This window comes from Arthrobacter sp. StoSoilB5 (assembly GCF_019977235.1).
Classification (GTDB): Bacteria; Actinomycetota; Actinomycetes; order Actinomycetales; family Micrococcaceae; genus Arthrobacter.
Map to the genome: position 1 here is coordinate 4,452,953 of NZ_AP024646.1, position 18,522 is coordinate 4,471,474.

Annotated in this window: 16 protein-coding genes and 1 tRNA gene; 9 read left to right on the forward strand and 8 right to left on the reverse strand. The window is 61.9% G+C overall.

Annotation, left to right across the window (positions count from 1 at the left end; translation table 11 throughout):
• Positions 1-39 precede the first annotated feature (39 nt).
• On the reverse strand, positions 40-1,224 hold the full coding sequence (locus LDN75_RS20140; RefSeq protein WP_223934457.1) for a MarP family serine protease: 1,185 nt from the start codon (positions 1,222-1,224) through the stop codon (positions 40-42).
• Between the two features lie 235 nt (positions 1,225-1,459).
• Between LDN75_RS20140 and LDN75_RS20145 the strand changes: the two genes are divergently transcribed.
• Positions 1,460-2,137 (forward strand): Crp/Fnr family transcriptional regulator, encoded by a 678-nt coding sequence (locus tag LDN75_RS20145; RefSeq protein WP_011775987.1) that lies wholly within the window; start codon positions 1,460-1,462, stop codon positions 2,135-2,137.
• 142 nt (positions 2,138-2,279) lie between these two features.
• Here the strand turns inward: LDN75_RS20145 and LDN75_RS20150 are convergent, their stop codons facing one another.
• Genes LDN75_RS20150 through LDN75_RS20160 form a run of 3 tightly spaced genes read right to left on the reverse strand, consistent with a single transcriptional unit; the run spans position 2,280 to position 3,903 of the window.
• Positions 2,280-3,191, reverse strand: coding sequence for an NUDIX hydrolase (locus tag LDN75_RS20150; RefSeq protein WP_223934458.1), 912 nt, complete (start codon positions 3,189-3,191; stop codon positions 2,280-2,282).
• Between the two features lie 17 nt (positions 3,192-3,208).
• Positions 3,209-3,745: a RidA family protein gene (locus LDN75_RS20155; protein WP_223934459.1), complete on the reverse strand. Its 537-nt coding sequence runs from the start codon at positions 3,743-3,745 to the stop codon at positions 3,209-3,211.
• Positions 3,746-3,747: 2 nt separating this feature from the next.
• Positions 3,748-3,903 carry a DUF4177 domain-containing protein gene (locus tag LDN75_RS20160; RefSeq protein ID WP_011775990.1) on the reverse strand — a complete coding sequence of 52 codons (156 nt, stop codon included), beginning with the start codon at positions 3,901-3,903 and terminating at the stop codon, positions 3,748-3,750.
• Positions 3,904-3,940: 37 nt separating this feature from the next.
• Between LDN75_RS20160 and LDN75_RS20165 the strand changes: the two genes are divergently transcribed.
• The 5 genes from LDN75_RS20165 (at position 3,941) to LDN75_RS20185 (ending at position 11,120) form a co-directional block, all read left to right on the forward strand.
• Positions 3,941-6,238: a transglycosylase domain-containing protein gene (locus tag LDN75_RS20165; protein ID WP_223934460.1), complete on the forward strand. Its 2,298-nt coding sequence runs from the start codon at positions 3,941-3,943 to the stop codon at positions 6,236-6,238.
• A gap of 2 nt (positions 6,239-6,240) precedes the next feature.
• Positions 6,241-7,188, forward strand: coding sequence for a metallophosphoesterase (locus LDN75_RS20170; protein WP_223934461.1), 948 nt, complete (start codon positions 6,241-6,243; stop codon positions 7,186-7,188).
• Positions 7,189-7,339: 151 nt separating this feature from the next.
• Positions 7,340-9,139 carry an ABC transporter ATP-binding protein gene (locus LDN75_RS20175; RefSeq protein ID WP_223934462.1) on the forward strand — a complete coding sequence of 600 codons (1,800 nt, stop codon included), beginning with the start codon at positions 7,340-7,342 and terminating at the stop codon, positions 9,137-9,139.
• A complete protein-coding gene (locus LDN75_RS20180; protein WP_223934463.1) occupies positions 9,136-10,968 on the forward strand; it encodes an ABC transporter ATP-binding protein in 1,833 nt (610 codons plus the stop codon). Before LDN75_RS20175 ends, LDN75_RS20180 begins: the two co-directional genes overlap by 4 nt.
• A gap of 75 nt (positions 10,969-11,043) precedes the next feature.
• Positions 11,044-11,120, forward strand: a tRNA-Pro gene (locus LDN75_RS20185).
• A gap of 265 nt (positions 11,121-11,385) precedes the next feature.
• Here the strand turns inward: LDN75_RS20185 and LDN75_RS20190 are convergent.
• Positions 11,386-11,586, reverse strand: a complete 201-nt coding sequence (locus LDN75_RS20190) for a hypothetical protein (RefSeq protein ID WP_223934464.1) — start codon at positions 11,584-11,586, stop codon at positions 11,386-11,388.
• Positions 11,587-11,710: 124 nt separating this feature from the next.
• Here LDN75_RS20190 and LDN75_RS20195 point away from each other — a divergent pair, with 124 nt between their 5' ends.
• Positions 11,711-12,997, forward strand: a complete 1,287-nt coding sequence (locus tag LDN75_RS20195; protein ID WP_223934465.1) for a helix-turn-helix transcriptional regulator — start codon at positions 11,711-11,713, stop codon at positions 12,995-12,997.
• A gap of 66 nt (positions 12,998-13,063) precedes the next feature.
• Here the strand turns inward: LDN75_RS20195 and LDN75_RS20200 are convergent, their stop codons facing one another.
• Both LDN75_RS20200 and purD read right to left on the reverse strand, forming a co-directional pair.
• Positions 13,064-14,002, reverse strand: a complete 939-nt coding sequence (locus LDN75_RS20200; RefSeq protein ID WP_223934466.1) for a phosphoribosylaminoimidazolesuccinocarboxamide synthase — start codon at positions 14,000-14,002, stop codon at positions 13,064-13,066.
• 2 nt (positions 14,003-14,004) lie between these two features.
• Positions 14,005-15,315, reverse strand: coding sequence for a phosphoribosylamine--glycine ligase (gene purD / locus LDN75_RS20205; protein ID WP_223937651.1), 1,311 nt, complete (start codon positions 15,313-15,315; stop codon positions 14,005-14,007).
• Positions 15,316-15,451: 136 nt separating this feature from the next.
• Between purD and LDN75_RS20210 the strand changes: the two genes are divergently transcribed.
• Both LDN75_RS20210 and LDN75_RS20215 read left to right on the forward strand, forming a co-directional pair.
• Positions 15,452-16,468 (forward strand): asparaginase, encoded by a 1,017-nt coding sequence (locus LDN75_RS20210; RefSeq protein ID WP_223934467.1) that lies wholly within the window; start codon positions 15,452-15,454, stop codon positions 16,466-16,468.
• A 44-nt stretch (positions 16,469-16,512) separates the two neighbouring features.
• Positions 16,513-16,896 (forward strand): sterol carrier family protein, encoded by a 384-nt coding sequence (locus LDN75_RS20215; protein WP_223934468.1) that lies wholly within the window; start codon positions 16,513-16,515, stop codon positions 16,894-16,896.
• 70 nt (positions 16,897-16,966) lie between these two features.
• Here the strand turns inward: LDN75_RS20215 and LDN75_RS20220 are convergent, their stop codons facing one another.
• Positions 16,967-18,454, reverse strand: a complete 1,488-nt coding sequence (locus LDN75_RS20220; RefSeq protein WP_223934469.1) for a cation:dicarboxylase symporter family transporter — start codon at positions 18,452-18,454, stop codon at positions 16,967-16,969.
• Positions 18,455-18,522 lie beyond the last annotated feature (68 nt).

An 18,522-nucleotide genomic window follows, 5' to 3' on the forward strand; every position in this document is an offset into this window, starting at 1 on the left:
TATAGGCGTTGGGAGATTGTCCGGGAATTGCCGTCAAAGTTACTTTCGGGTGCACTGCCCGGGCGAAACCGGAGCGCTAAGTCCCGGAGCTTGGGCAGCAACGGGCTGGATGTCCTCCATGGTGAGTGCAAAGCCAAGTGCAGCATCGGTGGTGGTCTTGGCAAAGATCAAACCGGCTACCTGCCCTTGCATGGTGAGCAGTGGTCCACCGGAATTGCCCGGTTGGACGTCGCCTGCGAGCTTGTAGACCAATTCCGGGGAAGGATTGCTGCCATAAATATCAGGAACAAGGATGGTCGAAATCCCTTGGACAGTTGCCGGTTTGGACTGGAACGGACCACCGTGCGGGTAGCCCGCAAAGGCTGCAGGGCTGCCAGCGGCCAGGTCGGTGCTCAAGGGAAGCGGAGCGGATGAAAGTCCGTCCACGGCCAAAACCGCGATATCCCGCTGGGAGTCGAAGTAGACCACCCGACCCGGCAACGCGCCGCCGTCGGGAATTTCCACCACCGGTTGCGACACGCCCGCAACAACGTGCGCATTGGTCACGACGCGCCCGGGCGAGACCACAAATCCGGAACCCGTCTGGTTCTGGCCGCATTCAAAGGCCGTGCCCGCGATCTTCAGTACGGACTCGGCAGCCTGGTTCAGGGCTGGAGTGTCAGTGGACTCGTTGGGAACCGGAACCGGCGTCGCTGGGCCGAAGCCTTCAATCAACTTGGGAATACCGTCGCCAATCACCGTAGATCGCAACTGGGCCATAGTGGTTTTGACCGGCGTAGGAGTCAAGGAATCGATGTATCGAATGACCCGTGATTCAGCCAGCTGCTGCGAGACGAACGGCACGCCCAGCGAACTGATACTGAACGCCAGCATGGACATCACCAGCGCCGAAACCACCACGCTGACAACGCCACCAATCAACCGGTCAGCGGCGTGCAACGGCTTGATCCGCACAGCATGGCGGACTTTTCGCCCGATCATGGTTCCCAGCCCGTGGCCTAAAGCAATGAGTACGACGGCGGCACCCACCGTGGCGGTCAGCCTCCAGCCGCTATCGCTCACCCAGCCGCTCACGAGCGGAACTGCTACAAAAGCAGCAATCGCACCAACCACAAAACCGGCAATTCCGCCGAGTGTCACCAGGAAGCCATTGCGGAGGCCATAGATCAGGTAGGACAGCAGCATCAAGATCAATGCCAAATCCAAAATGGTCAAGCCAAACACCAATGCTCCTTGTAGCCGGGTAGCGCCAATTGTAGTTGGGCACCCTGACAGGAAACCGTTAGTCCCGTCACCATATGGGTCCGCCCTCCGGGTCTAATCGCCCCTCAAACCGGGGCCGATGAGGACAAAAACCGCGCCGTTTCAGCGTTTCGCCTGCCAAGTACGTCACAGAAGCTTAAAAATTCTGAAACAATGGCTGGAGCGCCACGACCGAAACTTATATTCAGGAGATTTCATGGACATCGAGGTATTGCGCCGCGCACCCCTCTTCGCCACCCTTGACGACGACGCATTCCGCTTGCTGACGGACGAACTCACCGAGGTGGACCTCTCACGTGGGGCATCAGTGTTCCGCGAAGGCGACCAGGGTGACCAGCTTTACTTCATCGTTTCCGGCAAGGTAAAGCTCGGCCGCACCTCCCCCGATGGCCGCGAGTCCCTGTTGGCCATCCTCGGCCCGGGAGAACTCTTCGGCGAAATGGCGTTGTTCGACCCCAGCCCCCGCACCGCCACGGCCACCGCCGTCTCGGAAACGCGCCTGGCCGGACTGAAGAACGAAAGCCTCAACGCGCTGCTCCGCACACGTCCCGAGGTTTCCGCGCAGCTGCTGCAGGCCCTCGCCCGCCGGCTCCGCCGCACGAACGATTCGCTCTCCGACCTCGTCTTCTCGGACGTCCCGGGCCGCGTTGCCAAGGCACTCCTGGATCTGGCTGACCGCTTTGGCCGTCCGGCCACCGACGGAGTCCTGGTTGCCCATGAACTTACCCAGGAAGAGCTGGCCCAGCTGGTTGGCGCTTCCCGCGAAACCGTCAACAAGGCACTGGCCGAGTTCGTCCAGCGCGGTTGGCTGCGCCTGGAAGCTCGCGCCGTCGTCATTCTCGACATGCAGCGCCTACGCCAGCGTTCGCGCTGATTTATCGAAGCGAAAAGCCGCCCCAGTGATGAACTGGGGCGGCTTTTTTCTTCGTGCGTGAGAGAACATCGTCCAAAACCCGTCGGGACGTGAGAGAACATCCGAAAGGGTGGTGACGGACTGACTAGCTCAGCGGACTGGCCTAGCGCTCCCGCTGCGGTTCTCCGGCTACGGTTCTGGCGGCTTCGACCTCGAGCATCAGCACTCCGCCTTCGTCTACCAGGTTGGGTTGGTACACGTGGGCCTTGCGCTTGTAGCTCAGGTAGGCGATGCAGCCGTTGGCATGGGCCATTTTTTCGAGCATGATTTCGGACCCGGGGACCAGAAGTTGGCCGAGGGTGAGTCCGACGGTGTTTTCCTGGGCTATTTCGTCGCCGAGGGCCGTGGTATCGCGGAGGGCGATGGCTTCCGCGGCGCACACCCAGCGACCCCAGACCCCCTTGCTGCCCAGGATGCTGGGCTGCTGGTTCACCGGGACGGTAGCGGCGAAATAGCGGGTGTTGAAACGGGTGTGCGCGAAGTCGGGGCTAAGCCAGTTGACCAGGGGCTTCAGGAGGTCCGTGCGCAGTGAAAGGCCACGCTTGGCGAGCACTTCGCTGAAGGACTTCTCCTGGCTGGACACAGCTTCCCGGGCTTTCATCCACTCCACCGTGGAGTTGGCCTCCACCGTAGAGGAAGCGTCGGGGCCGGCAAGGAGGACGCCGGTTTCCTCGAAGAGTTCGCGGATGGCGCCCACCACGTGACGGCGGGCGAGTCCGACGTCGTCCGTTCCCAAGTGCTCGGCCCAATACTGCGGTGAGGGACCCAACCAACCGACGGGGTCGTCGTCGGACGGGTCCAGGGACCCACCGGGGAACGCAACGACACCCAGCGGCGAGGAGCCTGGCCTGTAACCAAGCCAGGTCTCCAGGCCGGTGGGTGAGTCCCGCAAGAGGACAACCGATGATGCGTAGCGGGCGGCCCTGGGGGTCCGCTCGCCGAGCTCAAGCCAGTTTCGTGCCGCCCCTTCGAGTGCCGGAGGGAGTGCGAACAGGCGGCGGGCAAGCTGCGGCAATTGTGTGAACCGGTTCCTTAGCTGAATTCAGCGATGAGCTCGACTTCGACGGGAGAGTCGAGTGGCAAGACGGAAACGCCGACGGCGGAGCGTGCATGCTTGCCGGCGTCGCCCAATACCTGGCCCAGGAGTTCGGAGGCACCATTGATGACTCCGGGCTGGCCGGTAAAAGTGGGCTCGGATGCAACAAAGCCCACTACCTTGACGATGCGGGTGATGCGGTCGAGGTCGCCGATGACGCTCTTGACGGCGGCGAGGGCGTTGATCGCACAAATAGCGGCGTAACGCTTGGCGTCCTCGGGATCGACGGTGGGCTCGTCGGAGGCACCCAGCTCGCCGAGGGAGACCTTGCCCGTAGCTTCGAGTTTGCCCTTAATAAAGGGCAGCTGGCCGGACGTGTAAACGTAGTTGCCGGAGACGATGGCCGGCACGTAGTCGGCAACAGGTACGGCGACCTCTGGAAGGGTCAAGCCGAGCTCGGCGAGACGCTGCTCAACAGCCGACGTCGGAGCGCCGGATTCCGCGGCAGACGTGGTTTCTGCGGGGGTTGTCATAGTTACTGCTTCTCCCTCTTCAGGTATGCAACAAGGCCTTTGCCATCGGGTCCACCGACGACCTGGACAAGCTCCCAACCGTCCTCGCCCCACTGGTCCAGGATCTGCTTCGTGGCGTGGATAATGAGCGGAATCGTGGCGTACTCCCATTTGGTCATGACAGAAAGCCTAGCCCTTGCCGGTAAAGTGGAAAACATGGTGACTCGCAAGAACCCCATATTCGACACTGCCACCACCCTCGGAAAGATTTTAGGTTTCCTTGGCGTGAGCGCGATTTGTGGCGTCCTGGTGGCGGGCCTTTTGGTCCCCGCAGCCGCCGTTTCGGGCAGTGCCGCAAGTGGTTCAATCCAGTTCTTTGACACTCTGCCGGCAGAGCTGCAGGTGGACCCGCCGAGCCAGAACACAACGATTCTGGCGAAGGACGGTACACCGATTGCATCGATCTACGCTGAGAACCGGACCAAGGTTCCGCTGGATCAAATGAGCCCGTTCATCAAGGACGCTGTCATCGCTATCGAGGACAGCCGTTTTTATGAACACGGCGGCATCGACACCACCGGCATCATGCGAGCCATCGTGAGCACCGCCCGCGGCAACAAGCAGGGCGCTTCCACCATTACGCAGCAATACGTTAACAACGTCATCAACGAATCGCTGGTGGCATCCGGCAAGGACGAAGACGTCAAGCTGAACGGCCTGAACAAGGGTGTCGGCGATAAGCTCCGCGAGATGAAGTTGGCTATCGCCCTGGAGAAGAAGTTCTCCAAGGAGCAGATCCTTGAGGGCTACCTCAACATCGTCTTCTTCAACCGTGACGCCTACGGCATTGAAGCTGCCTCCAAGTTCTTCTTCAGCACTTCTGCCAAGGATCTGACACTTCCGCAGGCAGCCTTGCTGGCCGGTTTGGTGAACAGCCCGTCCGCCTTCGATCCGATCACCAACCCGGATAACTCGAAGAAGCGCCGCGACCTTGTGCTGGCCGCCATGGTCAACCAGCACAAGATCACCCGGGCCGAGTACGACGAAGCGGTGGCCACGCCTGTCACCACCAAGGTCACCCCCGCACGCCAGGGTTGCGCGTACGCCACCATGGCTCCATATTTCTGCGACTACGTGCTCCACTTGCTCTTGAACAACCCGGCGTATGGCGAGACCTCCGACGAACGCGAGAAGCGCGTCATGCGTGGCGGCCTTACCATCCGGACCACCCTCGATCCCACCGCGCAGACCGTTGCCCAGCAGCAGGTTGACGGGACAGCGGGCGCCAATCCGGACAAGTGGGGTGCCTCGATCGTCTCGGTCCAGCCGGGCACCGGCCAGATCGTAAGCATGGCCCAGAACACTGTTTGGCTCCCTCAAGAGGGCAAGTTCGATCAGACCCAGAACTTCAATGTGGACGTGCTCGATGCCGAGGGCAACGACCTCAACGGCATTGGTGGCTTCCAGCCCGGCTCTACGATGAAGCCGTTTACGTTCGCTGAATGGCTGAACGAGGGCAAGTCAATGAATACGACCATCAACGCTTCGGTCCGTAGGTACCCCCAGAACTTCCGGTGGAGAAACACCTGTCCTGCCCCCACTGTTGGCTGGTATGACGCCACCAACGGCACTTTCGACCTGCAGAACTCCGACGAGGGTTACTACAGAAACATGACGGTCCTCTACGGCCTCATGAACTCCATCAACACAGCCACCTTTGCTTCGGCTTCCCAGCTGGACCTGTGTGGCATCCAGGGCATTGTTGATGCCACGGGCATCCATGGGGGCCTGCCCGCGCGGGATGATGCCGGCAAGATTACGGATCCCAATCCGAAGGTGCCCATGACCACTCTGGGTAACCTCATTGGTTCCACCCAGACTGCGCCCCTCACCATGGCCAGCGCCTTCGCCACGTTCGCTGCCGATGGCAAGTACTGCGAGCCAATCGCCATCACCTCGGTAAAGGACCAGTCGGGTGCCGATCTCCCGGCGCAATCGTCCAACTGCAAGGATGCCGTCAAACCTGAAGTTGCCCGGGGCGTGGCGTATGCCATGCAGGAAGTCTTGAACGCCGGTTCGGGTTCACTGATCCGGCCGGCTCTTTCCACCCGAAACAACTTCCCGGTAGCCGCCAAGACCGGTACCAACGACACCAACGGTTCCACCTGGGTCGTCGGCTACACCACCGGGTTGGCAACGGCTTCCTGGTTCGGTGACCCCCTGGGCGACCAGAAGCGTCCCGGACGTAACCTGACCGTCAACGGCAAGTTCTACCAGTCCATCGACGGTTACATGATTGCTGGTCCGCAGTTCACCAACTACATGCTGTCCGTAGCCCCTGCATATGGAACCAACCCGTTCCAGCAGCCGCCGTCCAACCTCCTCGGAGCCCCTGCTCCACAGCGCAGTACGGCGCCAGCACCCACGCAGAACAATCCCGCCCCCTCGCCTGCCCCTACCGGCAACGGTGGCAATACCGGGAATGGCAACGGCAACGGCCCTGGCAAGGATTAGCCGTGACCTTCGGTGATTCCCTGGCAAACCGCGTCCGCACTATCGGGCGCGGTTTCGCCGTCACTACGGCCCTCGGTGCCACTGCCGGCGCGGCAGCTGCTGCATACGGTTGGTGGGAAAAGGACCAGTTCGAAGTCCGCCATGAGACTCTCCCCATCCTCCCCGAAGGTTCGGAGCCGTTCCGCGTACTGCACCTGAGCGATATCCATTTCGTTCCGGGACAGGACAAGAAAACCCAGTGGCTGCAGTCTTTAGTCGATTTGAAGCCCGATCTTGTGGTCAACACAGGCGACAACCTCAGCCACGCACAGGCCGTCGATCCGCTGATTACCGCGCTCCGGCCCCTCATGGAATTTCCCGGCGTCTTCGTCCCGGGCTCCAACGACTACTACGCGCCCAGAATCAAGAACCCTGCCGGCTACTTCCGCGGACCGTCGAAGCTCAGGACCGACCCGATCAAGCTCGACTGGCCCAGGTTGCGGTCTGCGTTCGGCATGGGAGGCTGGATCGACCTCACAAACCGCGCCCAGTCGGTGGTGCTGAATGGCCTGCGTTTCGATTTCTCGGGCGTCGATGATCCCCACTTGAAGCGCGAACGTTATGCCGGTTGGCCCCGTGGCACCGTGAACCAGGATGCCCGTCCGCACCTCAGGGTCGCCGTTATCCATGCGCCGTACCAGCGCGTGCTGGACCACTTCACCGAAGCCGAGGCCGATCTGATCCTCGCCGGACATACCCACGGCGGCCAGATTTGCATCCCTGGTTACGGCGCTCTCGTCTCCAATTGCGATCTCCCGACGTGGCGGGCCAAGGGCCTCCACGATTGGGAAAGCGACGGATTCACGACGCCGGTGAACGTCTCAGGCGGCATTGGCACCTCGCGCTACGCCCCAGTTCGGATCGCTTGCCGCCCGGAAGCGGTACTGCTCACCCTCACGGCCCGCAGCTAAAACCTCACGGACCATTACGAACCTCAATAACTGGGGAACTTTCCACATAGCAAAGTGTGGTCCTGTGAAACGAATCACGGCATGGCATAGGGTAGTTGCTACGGGAAACTACCTCCGCACCATCTGAAGATCCAGCTGTTGAGAAGCGGGCATGTCCAAACAAACGTCATTCTTCACATCCGTCGGCCGCCTGTACCCTCATGTACGGCCCATCCTCCCCCGGCTTTTCATGGGCCTCCTCTGCGCCCTGCTCGCCAGCATCGTCGCGCTGACCATCCCGCAAGTGTTGCGTGTTTTGGTCAACAACTCGCTGCAACCCGGCGGTGACCCAGGCGCCGTCTGGATTGCCGCCGTCGTGATTCTTGCGCTTGGTGTGGCTGAGGCCGGACTTGTGGCCTTGAGGCGGCAGTTCGTTATCAACCCGGCCACCACGGTTGAGACCAGGATGCGCGTATCGCTGTATGGTCACCTCCAGCAACTCACAGTGTCTTTCCATGACCGCTGGGGTTCCGGGCAGTTGCTGTCCCGGGCCATGACGGACCTGAGCTTTTTGCGCCGCTGGATGGCGTTCGGGGCAATCATGCTGGTGGTCACCACGTTGACGGTGATCATTGGCGTCGGAGTTATGTTCTCCATGAGTTGGCAGTTGGCGCTGATCTTCCTTGGCGCGGCGGTGCCGATCATGGTCAACTCCTTCCGCTTCCGCCGCCGCTTCAGCCTGGTCACGCGCCTCAGCCAGGACCAGGCGGGCGACCTCGCCACCACCGTGGAAGAGTCCGTCCATGGCATTCGCGTCTTGAAAGCATTCGGCCGCAGCCGCGAAGCGCTGGAGAATTTCAACGGCCAGGCAGAAGAGCTGCGGCAGACCGAAATCGCCAAGGCCAAGCAGCAAGCCGGTTTCACGCTGGTGGTCACGTTGCTGCCTGAGCTGGCGCTGGGCGTCGGCCTGGTGGTAGGCATCATGCTCGCGGCCACCGGCCAGCTGAGTATCGGTTCGCTCGTTGCGTTCTTCGCGACTGCTGCCGTCGTGGCTACTCCCGTGGAATTTTCGGGCATGCTCCTGGCCATGGCGCTCACTGCCAAGACTGCGCTGGACCGACACTTCGAAGTCATGGATACCGAGAACACCATCACCTCGCCGGCCCAGCCCGCAGTGCCGGAGACCGTGAAGGGCGCCCTCCGCTTTGAGCATGCGGGCTTCGGATTCGACGACGGCGGGACGCTCCTGCACGACGTCACCCTGGACATTCGGCCGGGCGAAACAATGGCGCTAGTGGGCATTACCGGCAGTGGCAAGAGCGCCTTACTCCAACTGGTGCCGCGTCTATACGACGTCACGGAGGGCGCCGTGAGCATCGATGGCGTCGACGTCCGCGATTACGACATTGAGGAACTCCGCCGGATCGTGGCGGTCGCTTTCGAGGACACCACACTGTTCTCCAGCTCAGTACGGGACAACGTCCTGCTCGGCGCCCCTGAGCCCAGCGACGCAGCGCTTGACCAGGCTTTGGACGTAGCACAGGCCCAGTTCGCCTACTCCCTGCCAGAGGGCGTGGACACCCTGATTGGCGAGGAAGGCTTGAGCCTGTCCGGTGGCCAGCGGCAGCGCATCGCCCTCGCCCGGGCCATCGCCGCGAAGCCGAAAGTCCTGGTCCTGGACGATCCCCTCTCCGCGCTGGACGTGAACACCGAAGAGCGCGTGGAAGCCCATCTGCGTGAGGTCCTGCACAAGACGACCACGCTGATCGTCGCGCACCGTCCTTCCACGGTGGCATTGGCGGACCGGGTCGCCTTGCTCGAAAACGGAACCATCACCGCCGTCGGGACCCACACGGAACTGTTGGCTGAAAACCCACATTACCGTTACGTCATCGCAAGCCTGGATACGGGTCCGAGGGACCTGGACAGTGAACTGGACGAGCTCGAAGACGCCCAGGAGGCCCGCCGGTGAGCGCCACAACTTTTGGAACTGCCAACGAGGACAACACGCTCCTGACCAAAGCGGACAGCAAAGCAGTACGACGCCGGTCGCTGACCTTGCTTGCCTCGCTGATCCGCCCGGTGCGGCTGCGTTTCTGGGTGACAATCGTGATGGTGGTGGTTTCGCAGCTCACCCGGGTGGCGGGGCCAGCCCTGATCGCCTTTGGCATCGACGCCGCGTTGCCCGCTTTGCAAGCCGGTGACAACGGCCCGCTTGTACTCGCCGGTGCGTTGTACTTGGCCGCAGCGGTCGCCACGGCCGCAATGACAGCCCTGTATGTAACGTCCACGGCCCAACTGAGCCAGGCCATGCTGTTGGACCTCCGGGTCCGCGTGTTCAGGCACACCCAGCGGTTGAGCCTGGAATTCCATGAGAAGTACACGTCCGGCCGCATCATCGCCCGTCAAACCTCGGATCTTGAGGCGCTCCGGGAATTGTTGGACTCCGGTGTGAGCTCCCTGGCGTCGGGCATGCTGTTTATGCTCTTCACTGCCTTCACGGTGTTTGCCTTGGACTGGCGCAGTGGATTGATCATGCTTGCGGCGGGTGTGCCCATGTTCTTGCTCGCGCGCTGGTACCAAAAGCATTCACAGATCGCGTTCCGGGAATCCCGGGTTGTTTCAGCGCGGTTGATCGTACACTTCGTGGAGACCATGACCGGCATCCGTGCAGTGAAGGCCTTCCGCAAGGAGCGCGAGAACGCTGACCGCTATGGTGCGTTGGCTGAGGACTACCGCAAGAACACCGTCCGCTCCATCAACCTCAACGGCATCTTCCAGCCTGGACTGGTGCTGATCGGCAACGTGTGTGTGGCGGCGGTCCTGTTGTTCGGCGGGTTCAGGGTGCTCAGCGGTGACCTCGCCGTAGGCGTCCTTCTGGCCCTCATCCTCTCCACCAAGCGCTTCTTCCAGCCGGTGGACCAGATGGCCATGTTCTACAACTCCTTCCAGAGCGCACAGGCGGCACTGGAAAAAGTATCCGGGCTCCTGGAGGAAGTGCCCACCGTCCGGCCGCCAAAGAATCCTGTCCCGCTGAAGAGTTCGCGCGGCGAGATCGACTTCAGAGGCGTGCAGTTCGGGTACAGCGATGGCAAGGTGGTTGTGCCCAAACTGGACCTGCACATTCCGGCTGGCCAAACTGTTGCCTTGGTTGGACAGACGGGCGCCGGTAAATCCACCTTGGCCAAACTCGTTGCGCGCTTCTACGACGTCACGTCCGGCGCCATCACTTTGGACGGCGTTGACCTCCGCGACCTTGCTACTACCGACCTTCGCCGGGCAGTGGTCATGGTGACGCAGGAAGCCTTCCTTTTCAGCGGCTCCGTGGCTGAGAACATTGCGCTGGGCCGGCCCGAAGCTTCGCGTGAAGAAGTGGAGGCTGCGGCTAAAGCAGTGGGCGCGCATGAATTCATCATGAGTTTGCCCGAGGGATATGACACGGATGTCAATAAGCGCGGAGGGCGCGTCTCATCGGGCCAGCGCCAACTGATCGGATTCGCCCGGGCTTTCCTCGCCGCGCCTGCTGTCCTGATCCTGGATGAAGCAACATCCTCCCTGGATATTCCTTCCGAACGGATGGTTCAGGCAGGGCTCGCCCACCTTCTGGAGGGTGTCGCTGGCCAGAACGCTGCCCGCACCGCCATCATCATTGCCCACCGTCTCTCCACTGTGGAGACGGCAGACAGGGTACTGGTGGTCCACGATGGACGGATTGTTGAGGACGGAACACCGGCGGAACTGATAGCTGGTGGCGGCCAGTTTGCCCGGCTCCACGGGGCATGGCGGGACTCGCTCGTGTGAGGAGTGACACCTCCTCCTCGATTTCGCATCCCGCAGTGATTCAGCTATCCTTGAACAGTTGCTTTCGCAGCGGATCGGGATGTAGCGCAGCTTGGTAGCGCGCTTCGTTCGGGACGAAGAGGTCGCAGGTTCAAATCCTGTCATCCCGACCAAACACGAAAATGGCGCCGAGGAATCGGCGCCATTTTTCGTTTGTCCGGATCTATTCGAGCTTCTACCAATGACGCGCATCTTCACAAGCGCCACACATCCCCGCATGCGACACCGACATACGGGTGTCGCCAACCCGTTTCTGGTGCTTGGGCGAATATGGGTGTCGCCGCCACCGGCCTGTTGACCCGCACCCTTGTAAAGGGGCAAAAGAAAACCCCGGAGCATCGCTCGTCACGCTCCGGGGTTTCCAGCAGTACTACTGATTTACATAGGATCCGGCCAATTGCCGATGGAAGACGTGGTAGGTACCGTTGTGGTGCCGGACCGCATAGGATCGGGCCAGTTACCAATAGCACTTACCGTGCTGGAGTCTGCCGCCGCAGCAGCCGAGACGACTGCGGGAGCCGCAACCGTAAAAGCGAGAGCGCCTGCCAAGGCCACAGAAGCGGCCATTTTCTTGAACATATTGTTCCCCAATGCGAGTCGGATTCGTTACGGAAATTGCACGGTCCCTGTTGACATACATTGTAAAATGTTTTCCACAGAGACTGTCAAGGTTTTGGTGAAAAGACACCTGTAGGAGGACCCCGTGGGAAACGGATTCGGCGAGAAGCTACGTGCCGAACGGCTCGAACGCGGGTTGACGCAGGCAGAACTGGGCAAAAACCTGTATTCCCCGAGCTACATTTCGCTGCTTGAAACAGGTAGGCGCGAGCCTACTGCCGAGGTCATCGAAGAGCTGGCGCGCAGGCTGGAGCTGGCTCCAAAGGCTCTGGAAGCCTGGAGCCAACCCGTTTCCGTGAGCGATGCCGAGTACGTGCTGGCCGGCTTGTACGCACGGCAAGCCTGGGACCTACGCGATTACCAGCTCGCAGCAAGCCATGCAGCCACCGCCGCACAGATCGCCCTCGAGGCAAAGAACAACAGCGCCTGGTGGAATATGACCTACATGCAGGCCGAGTGTGTGATGAAGCAAGGCCAGCTAAAGGAATGCCAGCAGATTGTTGAGCACTTGCTGGAACATCCCATGGCCACGGAATCCGCGGGCCTTGGCGTGCGGGCCTGGCAGATGCTCGCCGCCGTCTGTCACGGACAAGGTCAGCTGGCCACCGCCGTCGAGCATGCAAAGAAAGCCGTGCAGCTGAGCGAGCAGCTGCCCAAGGGATCCACGCTGATCATCGGTGCGCACCGCGCGCTGATCGGCGCCCTCGCGGAGAGCGGCAAGCTGGACGAAGCATGGCAGTACTGCCTTACGATGATCGAGCACATGGACGAGCACTCCATGTCCCAGCTGGCCGGCGAAGTCGCGTGGGTGGTGGGAAACGTTGCTTTCATGCGCCACGACTACGTGGAGGGCATCAAGCACCACGAGCGCGCGGCCAAGCTGCTCTCCCCCGCCAACGACATCGAACTGTGGGCCCGTTTCAATAAGGCATCGGCTGCTGTCAGGTTGTCCTCCGGCATTGTTGAGCCCGAAACCCTGTCCGCGATTGAACGTGCCGAGCTCGCGCTATCCATCGTCGGCGGAAACAAGACGGACCAGTTGGAAGTGGCCTTCATCCGCGCCCGTTGGCTATACCTGACCGGCGATATTCCGGCCGCGGTGGACAAGCTTCGCGAGATCTACAAGGACCGCAAGGTGTTGGCCCGCCACACGGCTGGTGAAGTTTCGCTGCTGCTGGGCAAGTCCTTGAAGGCCGCCGGTGAAACCACGGAAGCGCTGCACTATCTGGAAGAGGCCCAGAACGACTTCAGTGCAGCCGGCGCATCGGACCGGGTGCAGCAAGCCATGGATGCGGTCCTGGAGATCCGCCTCGCGGAACGCCGCGCCGCAGCCACGCACCCTGAGCACACGGAGCACTCCGAGGCCAGTTAGCTTCCAACGCAGGCAGCCCCGGACCTTCGCGGTCCGGGGCTGCCTGCGTTATGAACGTTGTGAAGCTTAGGCGAACGTGCGCCCCGTCAGTTTCTCGTAGGCTTCCACGTAGCGGGCACGGGTCCGCTCCACGACTTCCGCAGGCAAGGCTGGCGGTGGCGTGTCCGAGGATTTGTCCCAACCGGACTCGGCCGAGGTCAGCCAGTCACGGACGTACTGCTTGTCATACGATGGCTGCGACTTGCCCGGCGCATAGGTGGAGGCGTCCCAGAAACGGGAGGAGTCCGGGGTGAGGACTTCATCGCCCAAGGTGATGATGCCCGTGTATGTATCGAGGCCGAACTCCACCTTGGTATCGGCCAGGATAATGCCCCGTTCACGGGCGATCTCCTCGGCGCGGGTGTAGATCTTCAGCGTGAGTTCGCTGAGACGGGCCGCGATGTCGTCGCCGACCATGGCCACGACGTCGTCATAGGTGATGTTGACGTCGTGCTCGCCCACGTCGGCCTTTGCAGATGGCGTAAACAGGGCCTTCTCCAAGCGGGAACCGTCAACAAGCCCTTCGGGAAGCGGAATGTTGCAGACCGTGCGGGACTCCTTGTACTCCGCCAGGCCGGAACCCGTGAGGTAGCCGCGGGCGATGCACTCCACCGGGAACATCTCCAGTTTCTTGCAGATCATGGCGCGGCCCTCGACGGCCGCGGGAACGCCACCCTCAACGGTTGACGCCAGCACGTGGTGCTCAACATCCAACTGATCGAACCACCACAGGCTCAGCTGTGTAAGGATGCGGCCTTTGTCCGGGATTTCGCTGCTCAGGACATGGTCATAAGCACTGATGCGATCGCTGGCAACCACCAGTACGCATTCCTGGCCGACCTTTTCCGTGATGGATTCATCGGTTGGGACGTAGAGGTCGCGAACCTTGCCGGAATACACGTGAGTCCAGCCGGGAAGCTGCAGGGTCTCGGTTTTGAAACCGCCTGTGGGGAGGGAATCAGTCATGCTCAGGCCTGTACTTTCGGGATGGTTCCGGTGGCTGCATAGGGCACGCGGATTTCGCCGCGGGCGGCCTTGCCTCCGATGTCCGTGCGGAACTGCGCGCCTTCAAGCTGAACCAGCTCCACGCCGTCGTACGCTTTTTCGCGGGCCTCCACCAGATCTGAACCGAGCGCGACCACCGCGAGGACGCGGCCGCCAGCCGAAACCACTTTGCCTTCCTCGTCCAGCTTGGTGCCTGCATGGACAACGTGGACGCCATCGAGCTCGTCCACCTTCTTCAGTCCGCGGATGCGATCGCCAGTGCGGGGAGCGTCAGGGTAGTTTTCGGCGGCCACGACGACGGCGACTGCCGTGTCCTTGGACCAGCGCAGCTCTTCGGCGGTGTCCAGTTCGCCCTTGGCAGCTGCCAGAAGCAGGGCACCTAGCGGGGTCTTGAGGCGTGCAAGGACTGCCTGCGTCTCGGGATCGCCAAAGCGTACGTTGAACTCGATGACGCGCGTTCCGCGCGAGGTAAGGGCGAGGCCGCAGTAGAGCACACCGATAAAGGGGGTGCCGCGGCGGGCCATCTCATCCACGGTGGGCTGGGCCACGCGGTCGATGACTTCCTGGACCAGGCCTGCCGGTGCCCACTCGAGCGGGGTGTAGGCACCCATGCCGCCGGTGTTGGGGCCTTCGTCGTTGTCGAAGATGCGCTTGAAGTCCTGTGCAGGAGACAACGGAACCGTAGTGCGGCCGTCGCAGAGGACGAACAGGGAGACCTCGGGGCCGTCGAGGAACTCCTCGATGACCACGCTTCCACCGGCGTCGAAGCAAGCCTGCGCGTGAGCGAGTGCTTCCTCGCGGTCGTTGGTGACTACAACGCCCTTGCCCGCGGCGAGGCCGTCGTCCTTAACAACGTACGGGGCTCCGAACGTAGCCAGGGCATCGGCGGCTTCCTCGGCATTGGTGGCAACACGGGCCATGGCCGTGGGAACACCGGCTTCAGCCATGATCTGCTTGGCGAAGGCCTTGGACGCTTCGAGCTGGGCTGCTTCTTTGCTGGGTCCAAAGACCGGGATGCCAGCTGCACGGACGGCGTCCGACACACCGGCGGCCAAGGGAGCCTCCGGACCGACGACAACCAGGTCCACGGCCAGCTTGGTGGCGAGTGCGGACACGGCTTCCGGGTTGTTCCCGTCAATTGCGTGCGTGGGAACGAGTTTGCTGATGCCCGCGTTGCCCGGAGCCGCATGGACCTCGGAAACGTTGGGATCTTCAAGCAGAGAGCGGACAATGGCGTGTTCGCGGCCGCCTGGGCCAATGACGAGTACCTTCACAGTCTTCAAGGGTACTTTGTGTAGGGCGCGGGGCCTAAGCTGTGTCGTCCCCCGGCAACGGATGACCGGATCCGGGACCGCGCCCGGACCTCGCATGTGACCGGGTAACACAGTCGTCGCGCCCTAGACTTGGCTCATGCCCATGAGTTCGCATGAAACGTTCAAGGTTGAGTCCGCCGTCGAACTGGCAGTCATCGAACGCAGTGGCTTTATCGAGTCCCGGCACATCGGTGCTGCCGTCGTCCTTGCCGGTGACGGAAGCGTGGTCACCCGGCTGGGTGATATCGACGCTCCCATCCTGGCCCGGTCCACCCTGAAACCATTCCAAACCCTCGCCGCCATGCAGTCCGGTGTCCCGCTCCGGGGCGCGCAGGTGGCTGTCGCGTGCGGAAGCCACACCGGTTCACTGGACCACATGGACGTCGTGGAGGGAATGCTTAAAGCGGCAGGCGTGCGCGAGGATCAGCTTCAGTGCCCCACAGCCTGGCCGCAGGACGAAACCGCCCGCAATTGGCTGGTCCGCTCTGAGCGCGGCCAGACCAAGCTCGCTTTCAATTGCTCCGGGAAGCACGCGGCTTTCCTCTGGGCATGCACGGAAAACGGCTGGGACCTTCGCAGCTACCTTGAGCCGAATCACCCACTCCAGCAGCGCGTCCGGTCCGTGATCGAGGAATACAGCGGCGAAACGATCTCCCACCTGGGCATCGATGGCTGCGGGGCACCAGTTGCGGCGATCTCGCTGACCGGACTGGCCCGGGCGTATTCCCGGTTGGCGAAGTCACCCGGCGATTCCTCCTCGAACGCACGCGCCGCCACGATCGCCACCTCCATGCTGGACTACCCGTGGGCGGTTCAGGGCAAGGGCGAGTCAAACACGATCGTCATGGAAGAGCTGGACGTCCTGGCAAAGATCGGCGCCGAAGGGGTCCTGGTCCTTGCCACTTCCACCGGCGCTACAGTGGCGGTCAAGATGCTGGACGGCAACCTACGCGCTACGTCCCTGGTTGGCTTGACCCTTCTTGCCGTCAGTGGCGCGGTGGACATTCCCGCGGTTTCCAACGTCCTGGAACGCGTGGTTGAACCCGTGCTGGGCGGCGGCCGGCCAGTGGGCAAGATCCGTCTGGGCCACGCCGTGTCCGCGATGCTCGACTAAGCCGGCCAGTTACTGACCCACCTAGTTATATAAGGAAAGAAACCATGGCAGTTGCACGACGCCGCATCGACGTCGACGAGGGCCGCGCTGCGCTGGCAGCCTGGCAATCCGCCGTCGGCCCCGCGGTTGAAGACGCGACCCCGCCGTCGCGCTCTTTGATTGCGACGGCGGTCCGCTACTCACTTGAGGAAGTCACCGCCCGTGCGCCCGGCAACTCGGTGGAGGTCCGCGTCCCGCCCTACGGCGTCACCCAGTGCGTGGAGGGGCCCCGCCACACGCGTGGCACGCCCCCGAACGTCATAGAGTGCGACGCCGCAACCTGGCTTGAGCTGGTAACCGGCCAGCTTTCGTGGGCGGACGCCGTCGACGTCGGGCGGGTTGCCGCGTCCGGGCTGCGCGCCGACCTCTCTGAACTGCTCCCCCTTTAACGGGTTTGTGTACGGCTGATGCCCTCAAGACCGCGTCTTAAGGGCATCAGCCGTACACAAAACTATGTAATTAGTCCGGGCAGACCGGGTTGGTTGGTTGCCCAGGCTTGCTCATTTCGAATTGCGGGATTTCGTCCGCGGTTGGACCTCCACGGAATTTCGGTGAGGGGTGATGGCCCTCGCTGAGGCGTTCGAGTTCCTGTTCCTCGAACACTTCCTCCTGGCCGAGCATGATGGCCGAATCCTCGTTGGTAATCTCGCCGTTGAAAGCACGGACCATGACGCTGCGATCGAACTGGCCTTCCCACTTGGCTACAACGAAGGTGGCTACGCAGTTACCCAGCAGGTTTACCACCACGCGCATGGAGTCCATGAGGCGATCGGCTCCGAGGAGGAGCGCGACGCCGGCCACAGGGAAGATGCCGAGGGCCGCAGCCGTGGCCGAGAGGGCCAGGAACGATGAGCCCGGAACGCCTGCCATGCCCTTGGAGGTCAGCAGCAGCACACCCAGCGCAGCCAGTTGCTGGCCGAGGTCGAGGTGGTGGCCGAACGCCTGCGCCAGGAACAGCAGCGATATGGAAAGGTAGATCGCTGCACCGTCTAGGTTGAAGGAGTAGCCCGTGGGGACCACCAGGCCGGTGGTTGCCCGGGAGCAGCCGGCATTGGTCAGCTTGGTCATGATGCGCGGCATGACCGCTTCAGTGGAGGCGGTGCCAAGCGCAAGCAGGAATTCCTCGCGGGTGTACTTCAGGAAGTGCCACAGCGGAACGCGGGCGAAGCCCCAGGCCACCAGGAACAGCAGGCCGATAAAGACGACGGCGGCTCCGTAGCAGGATGCGATGAGAAGCGCATACGTGCCAAGCGTGCCAAGCCCGTATTGGCCGATGATGAAGGCCATGGCGCCGAAGGCACCGATGGGAGCGACCTTCATGATCCAGGACATGATCTTGAAGATCAGCTCCAGAACGGTCTCCATGAGGCTGATCACAGGCAGGCAACGCTGGCGGCCAATGACCACGATCGCGGCACCAAAGAAGACGGAGAAGAACAGCACCTGGAGCAGGCTGTTGCTGGCAAAGGCACCGATCACACTGCTTGGGATGACGTCCAGCAGGAAGGCAGCAGCGTCCTTGGGAACCGCGTGGCCTGTCTTTGCATCAACGGCTTCCTGGGAGAGCGTGGAGGGATCGATGTTCAGGCCAGCACCGGGCTGAACGATGTTGCCCACAATGAGTCCGAAGACCAGGGCGAAGAGAGTGGCGCAGGTGAAGTAGAGGAGTGCTTTGACTCCGACCCTTCCGACCGCCTTGACGTCGCCGACTGCCGAGATGCCCGTGACGATCACGAGGAAAATCAGCGGGGCGATGATCATCTTGATGAGTTGAATGAATCCATCACCCAGCGGCCGGAGGGTGGACCCGATGTTCGGCCAAAAATGACCGATAAGCACACCTGCGACGACGGCGATCAGGATTTGAAAGAAGAGCGACTTGTACAGTGGCTTCTTCTTCAGCGGGGCCGAACTCGCCTTCAGCGCCGCAGAGTCTGGGATCTTCATTGATCTGAACCAATCAGTTGGGAACAGCCCCACATTTGGGGGTTGTTTTCAATGTAATCCCGCTCACA

Excerpts from the sequence above, each read along its gene's own strand:
- LDN75_RS20145 (WP_011775987.1), top strand. The coding sequence starts at position 1,460 with ATGGACATCGAGGTATTGCGCCGCGCACCCCTCTTCGCCACCCTTGAC.
- LDN75_RS20155 (WP_223934459.1), bottom strand. The coding sequence starts at position 3,745 with ATGACAACCCCCGCAGAAACCACGTCTGCCGCGGAATCCGGCGCTCCG.
- LDN75_RS20160 (WP_011775990.1), bottom strand. The coding sequence starts at position 3,903 with ATGACCAAATGGGAGTACGCCACGATTCCGCTCATTATCCACGCCACG.
- LDN75_RS20165 (WP_223934460.1), top strand. The coding sequence starts at position 3,941 with ATGGTGACTCGCAAGAACCCCATATTCGACACTGCCACCACCCTCGGA.
- LDN75_RS20175 (WP_223934462.1), top strand. The coding sequence starts at position 7,340 with ATGTCCAAACAAACGTCATTCTTCACATCCGTCGGCCGCCTGTACCCT.
- LDN75_RS20190 (WP_223934464.1), bottom strand. The coding sequence starts at position 11,586 with ATGTTCAAGAAAATGGCCGCTTCTGTGGCCTTGGCAGGCGCTCTCGCT.
- LDN75_RS20200 (WP_223934466.1), bottom strand. The coding sequence starts at position 14,002 with ATGACTGATTCCCTCCCCACAGGCGGTTTCAAAACCGAGACCCTGCAG.
- LDN75_RS20210 (WP_223934467.1), top strand. The coding sequence starts at position 15,452 with ATGCCCATGAGTTCGCATGAAACGTTCAAGGTTGAGTCCGCCGTCGAA.
- LDN75_RS20215 (WP_223934468.1), top strand. The coding sequence starts at position 16,513 with ATGGCAGTTGCACGACGCCGCATCGACGTCGACGAGGGCCGCGCTGCG.
- LDN75_RS20220 (WP_223934469.1), bottom strand. The coding sequence starts at position 18,454 with ATGAAGATCCCAGACTCTGCGGCGCTGAAGGCGAGTTCGGCCCCGCTG.